This is a genomic window from Haliea alexandrii (genome assembly GCF_003719295.1).
Lineage (GTDB): Bacteria > Pseudomonadota > Gammaproteobacteria > Pseudomonadales > Halieaceae > Haliea > Haliea alexandrii.
In genome coordinates, this window is sequence record NZ_RFLW01000001.1 from 1,025,272 (window position 1) to 1,040,153 (window position 14,882).

Annotated in this window: 14 protein-coding genes; 3 read left to right on the top strand and 11 right to left on the bottom strand. The window is 63.0% G+C overall.

Annotated features, from left to right (window positions below):
• Positions 1–50: 50 nt before the first annotated feature.
• From panB to dksA, 9 genes are all read right to left on the bottom strand, one after another.
• Positions 51–842, bottom strand: a complete 792-nt coding sequence (gene panB, locus EGJ68_RS04665) for a 3-methyl-2-oxobutanoate hydroxymethyltransferase (RefSeq protein ID WP_123034042.1) — start codon at positions 840–842, stop codon at positions 51–53.
• Between the two features lie 8 nt (positions 843–850).
• Entirely contained in the window at positions 851–1,534 is a 684-nt protein-coding gene (locus EGJ68_RS04670; protein WP_233248668.1) for a deoxynucleoside kinase, read from the bottom strand.
• Positions 1,531–2,058: a 2-amino-4-hydroxy-6-hydroxymethyldihydropteridine diphosphokinase gene (folK, locus tag EGJ68_RS04675; RefSeq protein WP_123033341.1), complete on the bottom strand. Its 528-nt coding sequence runs from the start codon at positions 2,056–2,058 to the stop codon at positions 1,531–1,533. The genes EGJ68_RS04670 and folK overlap by 4 nt, the downstream gene beginning before the upstream one ends.
• Positions 2,058–3,371 carry a polynucleotide adenylyltransferase PcnB gene (gene pcnB, locus EGJ68_RS04680; RefSeq protein WP_123033342.1) on the bottom strand — a complete coding sequence of 438 codons (1,314 nt, stop codon included), beginning with the start codon at positions 3,369–3,371 and terminating at the stop codon, positions 2,058–2,060. The genes folK and pcnB overlap by 1 nt, the downstream gene beginning before the upstream one ends.
• Positions 3,372–3,799: 428 nt before the next feature.
• On the bottom strand, positions 3,800–5,227 hold the full coding sequence (locus tag EGJ68_RS04685; RefSeq protein ID WP_123033343.1) for a sigma-54-dependent transcriptional regulator: 1,428 nt from the start codon (positions 5,225–5,227) through the stop codon (positions 3,800–3,802).
• A gap of 96 nt (positions 5,228–5,323) precedes the next feature.
• The gene (locus tag EGJ68_RS04690; protein WP_123033344.1) at positions 5,324–8,293 is read right to left on the bottom strand and encodes an ATP-binding protein; all 2,970 of its coding nucleotides are present in this window, start codon (positions 8,291–8,293) and stop codon (positions 5,324–5,326) included.
• On the bottom strand, positions 8,283–8,459 hold the full coding sequence (locus EGJ68_RS18210) for a hypothetical protein (protein WP_199227915.1): 177 nt from the start codon (positions 8,457–8,459) through the stop codon (positions 8,283–8,285). The genes EGJ68_RS04690 and EGJ68_RS18210 overlap by 11 nt, the downstream gene beginning before the upstream one ends.
• Positions 8,460–8,550: 91 nt before the next feature.
• Positions 8,551–9,471 (bottom strand): tRNA glutamyl-Q(34) synthetase GluQRS, encoded by a 921-nt coding sequence (gluQRS, locus tag EGJ68_RS04695; RefSeq protein ID WP_123033345.1) that lies wholly within the window; start codon positions 9,469–9,471, stop codon positions 8,551–8,553.
• Between the two features lie 78 nt (positions 9,472–9,549).
• Positions 9,550–10,023, bottom strand: coding sequence for an RNA polymerase-binding protein DksA (gene dksA, locus EGJ68_RS04700; RefSeq protein ID WP_123033346.1), 474 nt, complete (start codon positions 10,021–10,023; stop codon positions 9,550–9,552).
• Positions 10,024–10,243: 220 nt separating this feature from the next.
• Between dksA and EGJ68_RS04705 the strand changes: the two genes are divergently transcribed.
• From EGJ68_RS04705 to EGJ68_RS04715, 3 genes are read left to right on the top strand one after another with little or no spacing between them, the layout of a single operon-like run.
• On the top strand, positions 10,244–11,419 hold the full coding sequence (locus EGJ68_RS04705) for a pyridoxal phosphate-dependent aminotransferase (protein ID WP_123033347.1): 1,176 nt from the start codon (positions 10,244–10,246) through the stop codon (positions 11,417–11,419).
• Positions 11,419–12,126 (top strand): DNA/RNA nuclease SfsA, encoded by a 708-nt coding sequence (gene sfsA, locus EGJ68_RS04710; RefSeq protein ID WP_123033348.1) that lies wholly within the window; start codon positions 11,419–11,421, stop codon positions 12,124–12,126. Before EGJ68_RS04705 ends, sfsA begins: the two co-directional genes overlap by 1 nt.
• Positions 12,127–12,131: 5 nt before the next feature.
• The gene (locus EGJ68_RS04715; protein WP_123033349.1) at positions 12,132–12,827 is read left to right on the top strand and encodes a M15 family metallopeptidase; all 696 of its coding nucleotides are present in this window, start codon (positions 12,132–12,134) and stop codon (positions 12,825–12,827) included.
• A 69-nt stretch (positions 12,828–12,896) separates the two neighbouring features.
• Here the strand turns inward: EGJ68_RS04715 and ppa are convergent, their stop codons facing one another.
• The gene (gene ppa / locus EGJ68_RS04720; RefSeq protein WP_123033350.1) at positions 12,897–13,442 is read right to left on the bottom strand and encodes an inorganic diphosphatase; all 546 of its coding nucleotides are present in this window, start codon (positions 13,440–13,442) and stop codon (positions 12,897–12,899) included.
• A gap of 56 nt (positions 13,443–13,498) precedes the next feature.
• A complete protein-coding gene (locus tag EGJ68_RS04725) occupies positions 13,499–14,761 on the bottom strand; it encodes a 6-phosphofructokinase (protein WP_123033351.1) in 1,263 nt (420 codons plus the stop codon).
• Between the last annotated feature and the right edge of the window lie 121 nt (positions 14,762–14,882).

A 14,882-nucleotide genomic window follows, 5' to 3' on the forward strand; every position in this document is an offset into this window, starting at 1 on the left:
ACAAAGAGGGTAACATTGGTGTTACGAATGGAGTGGTGCGCCTGCGCCGCTTAGCTGTAGCTGTGCTCGTCGCGCGGGTAGGCACCCGATTTAACCGCCTGGACAAATGCGGCAAGGGCCTCCTGAATACTGTTGCTGCCGGTCATGAAGTTTTGCACAAAACGCGCGCTGTGGCTGGAGAGCCCCAGCATATCGTGCATCACCAGTACCTGGGCGTCAGTGCCGGCGCCGGCGCCGATGCCGATGACCGGGATATCAAGCTTGTCGCTGATGTCCGTGGCGAGGTGAGACGGCACGCACTCCAGCACCAGCAGGCTGGCGCCGGCATCCTGGATTTCCACCGCATCCGCAAGAATCGACTTCGCTTCCTTGGGCGTGCGCCCCTGGACGCGGAAGCCGCCCAGCGCGTTCACGGACTGCGGCGTGAGACCCAGGTGCGCACACACCGGGATACCGCGCTCCACCAGCATGGAAATGGTGTCTGACAGCCAGGTGCCGCCCTCGAGCTTGACCATCTGGGCCCCGGCCTGCATCAGCCGTGTGGCGTTGGTCATTGCCTGTTCCGGCGTGCTGTAGCTCATGAACGGCATATCGGCGATGACCAGCGATGCGGGTGCACCGCGGCACACGCATTCGGTGTGGTAGGCCATGTGCTCCAGCGACACCGGAATCGTGCTGTCGTGGCCCTGCAGTACCATGCCCAGTGAGTCGCCGACCAGAATGGTTTCCGCGCCCGCTTCGGATACGAGGCGCGAAAAGGTGGCGTCATAGGCGGTGATGCAGACGAATTTTTCTCCCGCGGCCTTCATTTTGTCGAGGGTGCTGATGGTGATCTTGCCCATGCGCTGCACTATCCAAAGAACGTGGGATTGAAGTAATGGCGGCCGCTGCGGATATCCAGCAGGTAATCGACCAGATGCCGGTAATCGTCCTCACCCCGTGCGAGGTCAATTTCGCTGGCGTTGACGATCAGTAAAGGAGCTTCATCGTAATACAGAAAAAACTCACTGTACACTTCGTTCAGGCGCTCCAGATAGTCGCGTTCGATGGCTTTTTCGTGGTCTATGCCGCGCTGGTGAATGCGGTCCAGCAGGATGTCTGTCGGCGCCTGCAGGTAGATGACCAGATCCGGTGTGGGCGGCTCGATGAGCAGTTGTTCGTAGACACGCTGGTAGAGCTGGAACTCGTCGCTGTCGAGGTTTACACGCGCGAACAGGGGGTCTTTCTCGATCAGGAAATCCGCTACCCGCGACGCGGCGAAAATATCCCCCTGGCGCAGGTCGTTGATCTTCTGCGCCCGCTGGAACAGGAAGAACAGCTGGGTGGCCAGTGCGGCCTGGCGCTGGTTGCCATAGAAGCGTTCCAGAAACGGGTTCTGGTGAGCGTCTTCCAGCAGCATGGGGTAGCCGAAGGTGGCTGCCAGACGGCGTGCCAGCGTGGTTTTGCCCACGCCGATTGGCCCCTCTACCGCGATATAGCCCGGTGGTGTGCGGCCCTTGAGGTCGACGCCAGTGGTCGGGATGTCTGTGGTCACGTTCCGGGCTCCCGTGAATCCTGCAAATGATAGTCGAGACTGATTGCACTGCGTGTAAGCCCGGTGGCCGGGCACCGGGCCAGCAAGTCGGCCAGAGGGCCAAACCCGGGAACCAGCAGCCCGTGCGGGTAAAGGTCGAGCAGAGGATAAAGGACGAAGTGCCGTTGTGCCATGGCCGGGTGCGGAACCTGTAGCCTTGGCAAGCGGATCTCCTCGCGGCCGAATAGCAGAATGTCCAGATCCAGAGTGCGGGCACCCCAGCGCACGCTGCGTTCGCGGCCCTGAGCCTGCTCGATACCCTGCAGGGCATTGAGCAGTGCCAGTGGGTCCAGCCCGGTGGTCATGCGCACAACGGCGTTCAGGTAATCCGGTTGCTGCCCCGGGCCCACGGCGGCGCTGGCAAACAACCCGGAGCCCGCGGTAATACGCGTGCCGGGCAACCGGTTGATGGCATTGACGGCCAGTTGCAACTGCAGCGCGGGGTTGCCGAGGTTGCTGCCCAGCGCGATGCAGGCGTCGGTCATCAGGGGGCGGGCGGTCGCCGTTTGCGCGGCCGGCGTCGGCGTCCGCGCCCGGCGGCTTCTTCGCCGCCTTCGCTGGCGGTGTCGAGCATTGGCAGGTTCTGGTTCTCCGGAAGCTCTTGGAATTCGGTCCAGAAAGCGCCGACATTGCCGGTGTCCTCACCTGCCTCTTCGCGCAGCAGGAGGAAATCGTAGGCCGCGCGGAAGCGTCGGTTCTGCAGCAGCTCGCGTGCCTTGCGGCTGTTGCCGCGCTGCAGCCGCAGCTGGAACTCCCATATCTCACGCATGGGCTGGCTGAAACGGCGCGGGATGGCGATGCTGGACACGGCACTGGCGATCACCTGCTGCGCGGCGCTGTGCATGGCGGGGACGGGCGGGTCGCCGCGCTCCTGCAGCTGCTCAGCGAGCTGCCTGGTCACAGGCCACAGCAGAGCGGCGAGCAGGAACGCGGGAGTGACTGGTTTGTCCGCCTTGATGCGCGTGTCAGTGCTGCGCATGGCGGCCCTCACCAGCGCCATCGCGGCGGGGTCGCGGTGCAGTTCCTCTGTGCCGTCAGGGAACAGGTAGCCGAGCAGCTCGTGTGCCAGCAGTGCGTCGAAGGTGCGCTCCGCATAGCCTGAAAGGAACAGCTTGAGGAACTCGTCAAACAGACGAGCCGAGGGGATTTCACGCAGCAATGGTGCACAGCGCGGAATAGCGGCTGCGGTGTCGCTGTCAATGCCGAACTCGAGCTTGGCGGCAAACCTTGCCACCCGCAGCATGCGCACCGGGTCTTCGCGGAAGCGCTGCTCGGGGTCGCCAATGATGCAGACGCTGCGCCGCTGGAGATCCTGCATGCCGTGTACGTGGTCGTAGACTTCGAAACGGGCGGAGTCGTAGTACAGGGCGTTTACCGTCAGGTCGCGACGTACCGCGTCTTCTTCCAGCGTACCGAACACGTTGTCGCGCAGCAACAGGCCCTGTTCAGAGCGGTGTGAAGGCCCCTTGACCTTGCCCGGACGGGGTGCAGGTTCGCCGTCGTGATGGCCGCGGAATGTGGTGACTTCAATGATTTCCCGGCCCATGCGCACGTGCACGATGCGAAAGCGGCGGCCGATAATGCGTGAGCCGCGGAACAGGGCGTGGACTTCCTCGGGCGTGGCGTCGGTCGCCACATCGAAGTCCTTGGGGTGGCCACCGAGCAGCAGGTCGCGCACGGCGCCGCCGACGAGATAGGCCTCATGATCTGCATTGCGCAACCTCGCCATGACCTTCAGGGCGCCGTCGCTGATGTTCTTGCGGGATATGCAGTGTTGGTCCCTGGGAATGACCTTCAAGCGCGCGTTGCCTTTTGCGATGGGTAACCAGCCGCGAGTTTAGCACAGGCTAAAAGCCGTGGTCTGCAGGAGGTTGCTGGAGTATGCAAGTGACGGGGAAGACAGTCGTCTTCCCCATCCAGGTCACAAGCGAATCGTTATTGTTATGCGGGCGCCGTTGTTCTTATTGCGGCATCTGAGCCTGGAAATCGAAGGGGAAGAATTCTTCCCCATCCAGGTCCACAGTTTCTCTGTTATTGTTATTGGGGCACGCGTGTTATTGTTATTGTTGTTGCCGCGTTAAGTAATGCAGGCGGTGTGCCAGAAAATAATAATTCTATAAAAAACAGAGTGTTACAATATTTCGTCTGAGTTCCCCGGTGCGCAAAATTTTAAGTTTGTTACGCATCTACTCCCCCGAACGTTACAGCAGAGCCTGCCGGTAACGCTCAGGAAGCCGTTTTTCTGCGCCGGGCGCTGGTTCCGCTACTTTTCTTGCGTGGAATTTCGAAGCGCTGACGCCGCTCCCACAGGCACTTGCGGCTGATGCCCAGTTTTTGCGCGAGTTCGGTCTCGCTCATGGAGTCCTGGTGCTCGAGCACAAAGCGCTGGAAGTAGTCCTCCAGTGACAGATCCTCGGCGGGATCCGAGGTGATGTGACGTGGCGCCTGATAGGCGGTCTGCAGGGCCGGACCGGCGTGGCCGCGAATCCGGTTTACATTGACCAGTTCCAGGTCGATGCCCAGGGCCTCGTTGTCGATTTCCGTGTCTTCGGAAAGCACCACCGCGCGCTCGATGGCGTGCTCGAGTTCGCGCACGTTGCCAGGCCACTGGTAGGTGGTAATAGCCTGAATAGCGCGCGGTGACAGTGTCATGCTGCCTTTGCCCAGGCGTTCGGACTGCACTTCCAGCATGCGTTCCGCGAGCTGCAGAATGTCCTTGCCTCGTTCGCGCAATGCGGGTAACTGCAGCCTCAGCACATTGATGCGGTAGTAGAGGTCCTGGCGGAACAGACCTTCTGCGGACAGCGCGTGCAGGTTGCGGTGGGTGGCACAGATCAAGCGCACGTTGACTTTGCGCGAGTGTACCGAGCCTATCCGGCGAATTTCCCCTTCCTGAATGAAGCGCAGCAATCGGGCTTGCGCTTCCATCGGCAGTTCCCCGATTTCGTCCAGAAACAGGGTGCCGCCATCTGCGGCCTCAATCAGGCCCATGCGGCTGGCGTTGGCGCCGGTAAAGGCGCCTTTCTCGTACCCGAACAGCTCGGACTCGATAAGGGTATCGGGGATGGCTGCACAGTTGACGCAGATGAGGGTCTTGTCCGCGCGTTGGCTGTGCTGGTGCACACTGCGCGCCACCAGTTCCTTGCCGGTACCGGTTTCGCCCTGCACCAGTACCGTGGAGTCAGTGGGGGCAACTTTGCGGATATGCTCGGACAGCGTGACCATCGCCGGGCAGTTGCCGATGATGCCGGTCACCGGCGAGCCAGTGGCCGGGGCCTGTGGAGCGGCATCGCCGCGGCGCGCCGGGTGGTCGGCGATGATACGTTCGACAGCGGCGACCATGTCACTGTGGTCAAAGGGCTTGGCGATATAGTCCACCGCACCCATGCGCATGGAATCCACCGCCGAGCGCAGGCTGGCATAGCTGGTCATGATGAGCACCGGCACGTCGCCCGCTTTCTTGATCAGGTCGGTCCCGGGAGCGCCGGGCAGGCGCAGGTCCGAGATGATCAGGTCGAAATCGGTGAGCGTGTGCTTGGACTCTGCCTCCTGCACGGAGGCGGCTTCGGCAATACCATAACCGTTGCGTTCCAACAGGCGCCGCAGCGCGGTGCGGATAACCGATTCGTCTTCTACCACCAGTATCTGTTGCATGCGTTGTTACCTCCTGAACGCAAGCTACACAACATACCCTTGCCGCTCCGGTTTTTCCAGTCGGTTCAGGTGCTTGAGTTGTCACTTGCGGTTACATCAGAGCCCCGTGAGGTAGTGCCCGCGGGGCAATTGCAGGGTGAATCGTGTTCCCGGTTGCTCGGCCGGGCCCACCGGGCTCTGGATGTGCACGGAGCCCTGCATGTCATCCATGATGCTGTAAACCAGGGCCAGACCCAGGCCCGTGCCTTCACCGGGCTCCTTGGTGGTGAAAAAGGGCTCGAAAACCTGGGTTTGCAGTGCCGGCGGGATGCCGCTGCCCTGGTCTTCAACCTCAATGGATACGCGCTGGTGGTCCACTGAGGCGCTCACCGTAACCTGTGCGTTCGCGTTGCTCGCGTCACGCGCATTACCCAACAGGTTGACGAAGACCTGCAACAGCCGCTGGGCGTCGGCGTGCACCAGCAGCTCGCGGTCGCAGTGGTTCTCGAAGTGCAGCGGCCGCGCCTGGTGGTCCAGTTGCAGCAGGTGAATGGCTTCATCGACGCAATCGGCCAGGTTGCACGGCTCCAGGTGCACGTCACCGGCGCCTGAGCCCACGTGCGAGAAATTCACCAGGGAGTCGACGATGCGGCTGATCCGGTCGGTCTGCCTGAGGATATCCTGCGCTGCGCTGCGCACCTCTGCGGGGTCATCTTCGTAGGCGAGATTCTGCGCCAGGCAGGCGATGCCCGTTACGGGGTTGCCGATTTCATGCGCCACGCCGGCAGCGAGACGGCCGATTGAAGCGAGACGCTCACTGTGCAGCAGCTCCTGCTCCAGGCGCTCGTAGTCGGAAATATCCTCAATCAACACCAGTTGGTCACCGCCGGGAGTGCCCCCGGCGCTGGCTTTGTGCAGGCTTATCCAGCGGGTGGTGTCGTCGTCCAGCACCACCTCCCGTTTCAGCACGGTGTCCTCACCCTCGCCGAGAAACTGTGTGATTACCACGCCCCAGGGTGCCGGCAGGGAGTCCAGCAGCGAGCCGAGTACGGCGCTTGAAGGAATGCCGGTGATGCTCTGCATACTGCGGTTCCAAAGCAGCAGTTCCCGGTCCGGTGCCAGAGAGCAGACACCGATGGGCAGGTTGTCCAGGGTTTGCCGGTAGTGCAGGCGCAGGTTGTCCAGCTCAGCAGCCAGCCCTGTGAATTGTCCGCCCGCGCGGTCCAGCCGGCGCTCGATCAGGAACAGGTCTTCACTGCTGCCGCCGGGGTTGTTGTCGAACGGAATACAGCGGCTGATAATCGAGTGGGCAACCGCCGGTCCCAGCAGGCCGGACAGGTTGGCCTCGAGGCGGCTGCGCAGCCGACGCAGGGCGTAGGGCCTGGATTCGTTGTGATCGAATTGCAGCTCGCGCAGCGCGCGGGAGACCTCGAGTTGCGCGGTGGCCTCGCCCAGCGCAAGCGCGAGCTGCTCGGTGAACGCCTGTGCGCTGCGCAGGGTGAGGGTGCGCCTTGGCGATCGACTCAGCACATCCATGGAGCAGATCTCCGCTGCCACGCGCTCTTCTTCCGAGGGCTCACTCAGCAGTGATACAACAATGAACAGCGCAAGGTTCACCGTCAGTGCGGCGAGGCTGGCCGCTGCCCAGGCGGTGTCGTTGCCCGCGAACCAGCGTCCGGCCAGATCGGCCATCCAGGTGGGCTGGTCAATGCCGAGCACGGGTAGCAGCAGCAGGATGCACCACAGTAGCAGGCCGCCTGCGAGGCCGCTGACCAGGCCCTTGCGGTTGGCCCGCGCCCAATACGGTGTGGCCACAATACCCGGCAGGAATTGCAGCGTACCGGAAAATGCCACCAGCCCCAGTTGCGCCAGGCTGTGCTTGCCATTGACGGTCACGAAGAATCCGTAGCCGGCGAGAATCAGCAGGGCAATCAGCGAGCGCCGCAACCACTTGAGCTGGTCGTACAGTGATTGGTCAGTGCGCAGCTGCAGCAGTTGGCGCGGCAGAATGAGATGGTTTAAACACATGTTCGCCAGTGCCAGCGTGGCCACGATAATCGCGGTGCTCGCGGCAGACAGCCCCGCGACAAAGGCGAGCGCGGCGAAACCGGGGGATTGCAGGCCGATGCCGATGGCGAGCCCGGTGTACGCCGCGGGCAGGTCGTGTGACAGCCGCATGCCGGCCCAGGCCAGCGGCAGCACTGGCAGGGCCAATAACAGTAAATACAGTGGCAGGCCCCAGCTGGCGGCGCGCAGGTCCTGCGATTCCTTGTTCTCGGCAAACGCCATGTGGAACAGATGTGGCATGCATACGGCTCCGGCGAAGAATACCAGCAGCAAGACCCGCGCGGCATCACCCCCAACGGGCTGTTCAATCACGGCCTGGGCCGCCGGGGTTGCCGCAAGCCAGGCATCAAGGCCGGCAAAGCCTCCAAAAACCTCGCTGACCGCAATAGCCATCATGAGTAGCAGGGCTGCCAGTTTGACCAGCGATTCAAAGGCCACCGCAGTGACCAGACCGATATTGCGGCGCTGTGAATTCAGGTTCCGGGTGCCGAACAGGATGGCGAAGATAATGATGATTACGCAAAACAACAGCGCCAGTATGTCCTGGCGTTGCGCTGCGGGCATCACCCTGTCATGGGCCCCCGCGAGTATGTGGATGCTGTCTGCAACCGCCTGGATCTGGAGTGCCAGCAGGGGCATGAGGGTCAGGCACATGGCCAGGGTGACGGCGCCGCCGACGCGGTGACTGCGAAAACGAAAGGTCAACACATCGGCGAGTGAAGCCAGCTGGTACACCCGACACAGGCGCAGCAGCGGCAGCAGGAGCAGGGTGGCCATGAGGAACATGAGAACCACGCCGGTATAGTAGAGCAGGAAGCCGTAGCCAAAACGATAGGCGAGTTCGAAAATGGCGTTGCTGGCAATGGCACAGGCGATGACCGCCAGCGACAGGACATAGGTCGCCGGGTGGTGGGTAATGGCACGTGGCAGGGTGCCGCGGTCGGCCAGGTGCGCCACCAGGAACAGCACCATGAGGTAGCCGACAATCGCCAGCAGGATCTCCGGCAGACTAAAGCTCATCGGTGTGACGACGGAACTGGTTGGACCACGCAGCAAAAATCGCTGCGATCCAGAGGACAAAGGGGCGATACCAGCCGCCGTCTGCTGCCCACAGCCATTCGTCTATGGCGGGCAGGAAAATGAAGGCCAACGCCATGAGCAGGAGCAGCGCGCGGTTGATGTACATGTTTTTGGGCCTGTCTTCGCCGTGGTCATGGATACTACGCAAGCCCCGGCGCACGGTAAAGCGCGCGACATTGCGCTGGCGCCACTGGCAGTCAGAAGGAGGCCGGCCCCGCCACGGCGGGCTGTGCGGGTACTGCGGCGGGTGCCCAGTGTTCCAGGGCGAAGGCCAGTATGGCGTTTGCGGTATTCGCGGTTACAGGCGGTGGCGTTTGCCCGAGAGCGGCGAGTGCAGCGCGCAGGTTGCGCTCGGGCGTGTTCGGGTCGATTGCTGGCGCCAGGTTCTGTTTACTCAACTTCTGGCCACCGGCATCCGTCAGTACGGGCAGGTGTGCGTAGCGCGGGGTGGGGTGACCGAGCAGCTGTTGCAGCAGGTGTTGCCGGGGTGTGGAGTCCAGCAGGTCCGCACCGCGCACCACGTCGGTGATTGCCTGCGCTGCATCATCCACCACCACGGCGAGCTGATAGGCGTAGAGCCCGTCCTTGCGCCGGACCACGAAGTTGCCCAGCGTTGCGCCCAGCGGCCAGTGCTGTGGCCCCTGCCAGGTATCGTGCCAGCGGGTGGTGAAGGACGGTGGCACCGAGACTCGCAGCGCACGGGGCCGAGGGGGTGTCGTGTCACGCCAATCCCCCTCACGGCAGCCCTGCTGATGGCAGCCCCGCACACATTCACCCAGCGGGCCCTGTTGCTGGCGGCTGCAGGCACAGGCGAACAGGTGGCCCCGGGCGTCGAGCTCGGAGAGCGCGCCATCGTAGGCCGCGCCGCGCAGGCTTTGCCACAGCACCGCTTCATCCCAGCGCAGCCCGTGTTGCTGCAGGCAGTGCAGAATGGCGTCAGCGGCGCCGGCCTGTTCTCGCGGTGGGTCAATGTCTTCCATGCGCAGTAGCCAGCTGCCCCCGGCATGGCGCGCTTCCAGCCAGCTGGTCAGGGCGGCGAGCAGTGATCCAAGGTGCAGTGGGCCGGTTGGCGAGGGGGCAAAGCGGCCGCGGTAGGCGCTGTGGCCAGCGGTGGTCATGCTATCCGGTGTGGCTCAGTACAGACGATCGCGACTGACCTGCGTGCAGCAGGCCAGCGGCAATGGTCGCACCCGGTGTTAGCCCTTTTCCTGTTTTTCCTTGATTTCATCAAGGGTCTTGCAGTCGATGCACAGGGTAGCGGTGGGGCGGGCTTCAAGTCGCTTGATGCCAATGTCCACGCCGCAGGCATCACAGAAACCGTAGTCGTCCTGGTTGATGCGCTCAATCGTGCTGTCTATCTTCTTGATCAGTTTGCGCTCGCGGTCCCGTGTGCGCAGTTCCAGGCTGAATTCTTCTTCCTGTGTGGCGCGGTCGGCGGGGTCGGGGAAATTGGCCGCCTCGTCTTTCATGTGGGTAACGGTGCGATCCACTTCCTGCATCAATTCTGATTTCCAGTTGAGCAGAATGGCGCGAAAGTGCTCCCGCTGGTTTTCGCTCATGTACTCTTCGCCGCGCTTCGGCTTGTAGGGCTCGAAGTTCTTGAACTCAGTGCTCGCTGAGGTACTCGCGCTGGCTGCTTTTGCCGGCGCTTTCTTTGCTGCTTTGGGCATGGCTGGGTCCCCATACGGATCGGGTGGTTCGAAAACCCACCGGAGTGGGTGCGTCGGCGACGGGCGCCGGCGATTGAGCGCCGAGAAACTACCAGATATCGCCCGGCTTCGCCACAAAATTCGCAGCTGTGGTGCACGTCCGCTTGTGCGGGCTATCGGGAGCTAACACCGTGTGCCCGGCATTGATAGAATGCGGGTCTTTGCCCGTTCAGGGGGAACCATGACAACGCACGCAGGGGAATTCCGCTTCGCGGACCGCATCGCTGATATCGAGCCATTTCGCGTAGTTGAAGTGCTGACACGGGCGACTGAGCTCGCGGCGGCAGGACGCGATATTGTGCACCTGTCTGCCGGGGCGCCGGACTTTGTTACGGCAGCGCCCATTGTGGAAGCCGGTCGTCAGGCGCTTGCCGATGGGCACACCCATTACTCGCCGGCGTGTGGCTTGCCGGCCTTGCGTGAAGCCCTGTCTGCGCATTACGCGCAGGTCTATGGTCTGGATATTGCGCCGCGCCGGATTATTGTGACACCCGGTGCCTCGGGTGCGCTGTTGCTGCTCAGCGCGCTGCTGCTCAACCCGGGCGAAGGTATGCTGCTGACCGACCCCGGTTATCCATGCAACCGGCATTTCATGCGTCTGGTTGAGGGGCGCGGGCAACTGGTGCCCGTGGATGCGAGTACCCGCTATCAACTCACGGGCGCACTGGCGACCGCTCACTGGCGTGAGAACACTGTCGGCGCGATGGTTGCTTCGCCCGCCAACCCAACCGGAACCGCCCTCTCCCTGGCTGAGTTGGCCGACCTGTCAGCGGCCGTGCGTGCACGCCGCGGCCACCTGATTGTGGACGAGATCTACCACGGCCTCGGTTACGACGGTCCCACTCGCTCGGTGCTGGAAGTGGACCCGGAGGCCTTCGTGGTCAACAGTTTTTCCAAATACTTCGGCATGACCGGTTGGCGGCTGGGGTGGTTGGTGGCGCCAGAGGCCGCCGTGCCCGGCCTGGAGAAGCTGGCCCAGAACCTGTTCATCTCCATGTCCACCATGGGTCAGCACGCGGCCCTGGCCTGCTTCAAGCCCGGTACCCGTGACATTCTCGAAGAGCGGCGCGACATTTTCCGCCAGCGGCGCGACTTCCTGCTGCCGGAACTGGAAAGCCTGGGCCTGACGATTCCCTGCAGACCGGACGGTGCCTTCTATATCTACGCCGATGCAGCCCGTTTTACCGACGATAGCGAGGCCTTTTGCTGGCGCCTGCTGGAAGAACATGGCGTTGCCCTCACGCCGGGCGTCGACTTTGGCCACGTGCGGGCCCGCGAGCACATCCGCTTTTCTTACGCCACCAGTATGGAACGTCTGGAAGAAGCGGTCAGCCGGCTGTCCCGGGTGCTGGCGTAGTGGAGTTTGCCCCGCTGTTGGAGGGTCGCCTGATACGCCGCTACAAGCGCTTCCTGGCGGATGTGGCAATGCCTTCGGGCGAAACACTGACTGTGCACTGCCCCAACACGGGCGCCATGACTGGCTGTGCCGAGCCGGGCGCCCGTGTGTGGCTGTCGCAATCGGCCAATGGCAAACGCAAGTACCCACATACCTGGGAGCTGGTGGAGACCTCCCGTGGTCTTGCCTGTATTCACTCGGCGCTGGCCAACCGGGTAGTGAAACAAGCCGTGCAGGCGCAACGTATACCCGGGTTGGAAGGCTATCCCGAAATCGCCACGGAGGTGGCCTACGCGGGCGGCAGCCGGGCTGACCTGCTGCTTAGCGGGCCTGCCGGGCGGGTGTACATCGAAGTGAAGTCGGTGACACTGTGTGTTGATGGCGGTCAGGGCCTGTTCCCCGATGCGGTGAGCGAGCGCGGGCGCAAACACCTGGCAGCGCTGCGTGAGGTGCTCGATGCGGGCACGCGCAGCGTGCTGCTGTTTTGCGTATTCCACCGTGGCATTGGGCGGGTCAGCAGCGCCGGTGGCATCGATCCGGCGTACCGGGAGGCATTGCGCGAGGCGCAGGCGGCGGGTGTGGAGGTGCTGGCCTGGGGCGCAGAGATCACGCCGCAAGGGCTTACGCTCGCGCACCCGCTGCCGTTTTCACTCGATCCGCAGGTGTAACCATCATGCTGACTATTGCCCAGCTTACCGGCCGCGACGACCGTCACCTTGTGCCCTGCGCCGGTCCTCACCGCCTGCAGGCGGATGCGGCGGCCGCGTTCGAACGGTTGCAGTCCGATGCCCGCGAGGCGGGCTTTGAGCTCGCGATTGCCAGCAGCCATCGTTCCTACGAGCGCCAGCGCATTATCTGGAATGGCAAGGCCTGCGGCCAGCGCGCCGTGCACGATGATGCCGGGGCGCCGGTGGATCTGCTGGCGCTGCCGCCTGCCGCCCGCGTGCACGCCATTCTGCGTTTCTCCGCGCTGCCGGGCACGTCGCGTCATCATTGGGGTACAGACCTCGATATCTATGATGCGGCGGCAGTGCCGGCGGACTACGCGGTGCAATTAACCCCTGCGGAAGTGGCGCCGGGAGGGCCTTTTGATGCTTTGCATCGCTGGCTGGACGAGCGCATGGCAGTGCACGCCTCGCAGGGCTTTTTTCGTCCTTATGCACGCGATTGCGGCGGTGTGGCGCCGGAGCGTTGGCACCTGAGTTATGCGCCGCTCTCGCGTGAGCTGGCCGGACGAGTGACCGCTCGGGCTCTGGAAGAATGCTGGGATTGCGATCGCGAGCCACTGGTGTTGCGCGCGGAGGTTGAGGCCGAGCTGCCGGCACTGCTGGCGCGCTACGTGGCCGTTGCGGACAACTGGTGCGGGTAAGAATGCGGTGTTACGCCAGGGAAAAGACCGGGGCACGGCAGTGGCCGACCCCGGGAGTGTACAGCGGACTCAGCGGTCGATCTGGCTGGTTTCGTCGAAGTTGCGTACGGCGTCCACAATGGCTTTGCGCGCCTCATCGGAGGTGCCCCAGCCGTCAATTTTCACCCATTTGCCCTGTTCCAGATCTTTGTAGTGTTCGAAGAAATGCTGGATTTGCTGGATCAGCAGCGGCGGCAGGTCGGTGGCTTCCTTGACGTCCTTGTAGGCCTTGCTCAGTTTGTCGGTCGGCACGGCGATCAGCTTGGCGTCGCCGCCGGCTTCATCCGACATGTGCAGGATACCCACTGGGCGGCAGGGTATGACGCAGCCGCTGATGACTGTGTGCGGCGTGTGCACCAGCACGTCCAGCGGGTCGCCGTCGTCGGCCAGCGTGTTGGGAATGTAGCCGTAGTTGCAGGGGTAGAACATCGCCGCCGTCATGAAGCGGTCGACCATGATCGCGCCGCTGTCGTGATCGACCTCGTACTTGACCGGGTCTGAGTGTGCGGGAACTTCGATAATGACATTGATTTCATCGGGAATGTTCTTCCCGGCGGGCACGAGGTGCAGGCTCATGGGCGTTCCTGTTGTGAGTGGTTGCTAAATGGGCAGCGGAGTATAACAGGCTGTGGCTAAACCTTGAACGCTGTCTTCAGTTTGCGCGGTACCGGGGTCAGGCGCAGGCGCACGTAGCGCGGCAGCCCCTTGCGATACTCGGGGTAGGCTTCGCCGGTAATCAGCGGTTCCAGATAGGCCCGCGCGTCATCGGTAATGCCGAAACCGTCGCGGCTGATATAGCTGCGGGGCATTTTCTTTTCCTGGTTGGCGACCGCCTCGAGTGGCGCCTCGCCGATGTGCCAGCTGTACTTCTTGCCCTTGCCGCGGACGATGGCGGGCATGATGGCGTTGCGGCCCTGCAGGGCAAATTCAACGGCAGCCCGGCCCACGGCGTAGGCCTGCTCGAGGTCGGTTTGCGAGGCAATGTGGCGCGCGGAGCGCTGCAGGTAGTCGGCAACGGCCCAGTGGTACTTGTAGCCGAATTCCTGCTTGATCATGTCTGCCAGCGTGGGGGCCAGGCCGCCCAGCTGACTGTGGCCAAAGGCGTCCGTGAGGCCCGACTCGGCCAGGAAGCGCCCCTCGCGGTCCTGCGTGCCCTCCGAGGCAACGATGACGCAGTGACCCCAGCGCTTCACTGTGCGCTTCACCCGGGCCAGGAACTTCTTGCGGTCAAACGCCACTTCCGGAAACAGGATGATATGGGGGGCATCGCCCTCCTGTTCCGCTGCGAGCCCGGCAGCGGCGGCGATCCAGCCCGCGTGGCGGCCCATGACCTCAAGAATGAAAACCTTGGTGGAGGTTTCGCACATCGAGGCCACGTCCAGCGCCGCCTCCCGCGTGGAAACGGCCACATATTTCGCGACCGAACCAAAGCCCGGGCAGGTATCCGTCAGGGGCAGGTCATTGTCGATGGTCTTGGGAATGTGAATTGCCTGCAGCGGGTAGCCCATGGCCTGGCTGAGCTGGGAAACCTTCAGGCAGGTGTCCGCCGAGTCGCCGCCACCGTTATAGAAGAAGTAGCCAATGTTGTGGGCGCGAAACACCTCGATGAGGCGTTCGTATTCGGCGCGGTTTTCCTCCAGGCTTTTCAGCTTGTGCCGACAGGAGCCGAAGGCGCCCGCGGGCGTGCTCAGCAGGCCGCGAATTGCCGCGGGCGTTTCCTTGCTGGTGTCGATCAGATCCTCGCGCAGGGCGCCGATAATGCCGTTGCGGCCCGCGTACACTTTGCCGATCTGTTTGCGGTTTTCCCGTGCGGTTTCAATAACACCGCAAGCCGAGGCATTGATGACGGCGGTGACGCCGCCCGACTGGGCATAGAAGGCATTCTTTACAGGCATAGTCAGTCCGTAGTGGGCCGGGCCTTGCGGCTCCGGGGAGATCATCTTTTAGTCAGGCCGCGATGATACGGGAAACTGAGGCGCTTGTAGACCGTGGGCGGGCCGGTTGTTGTGGATTGCT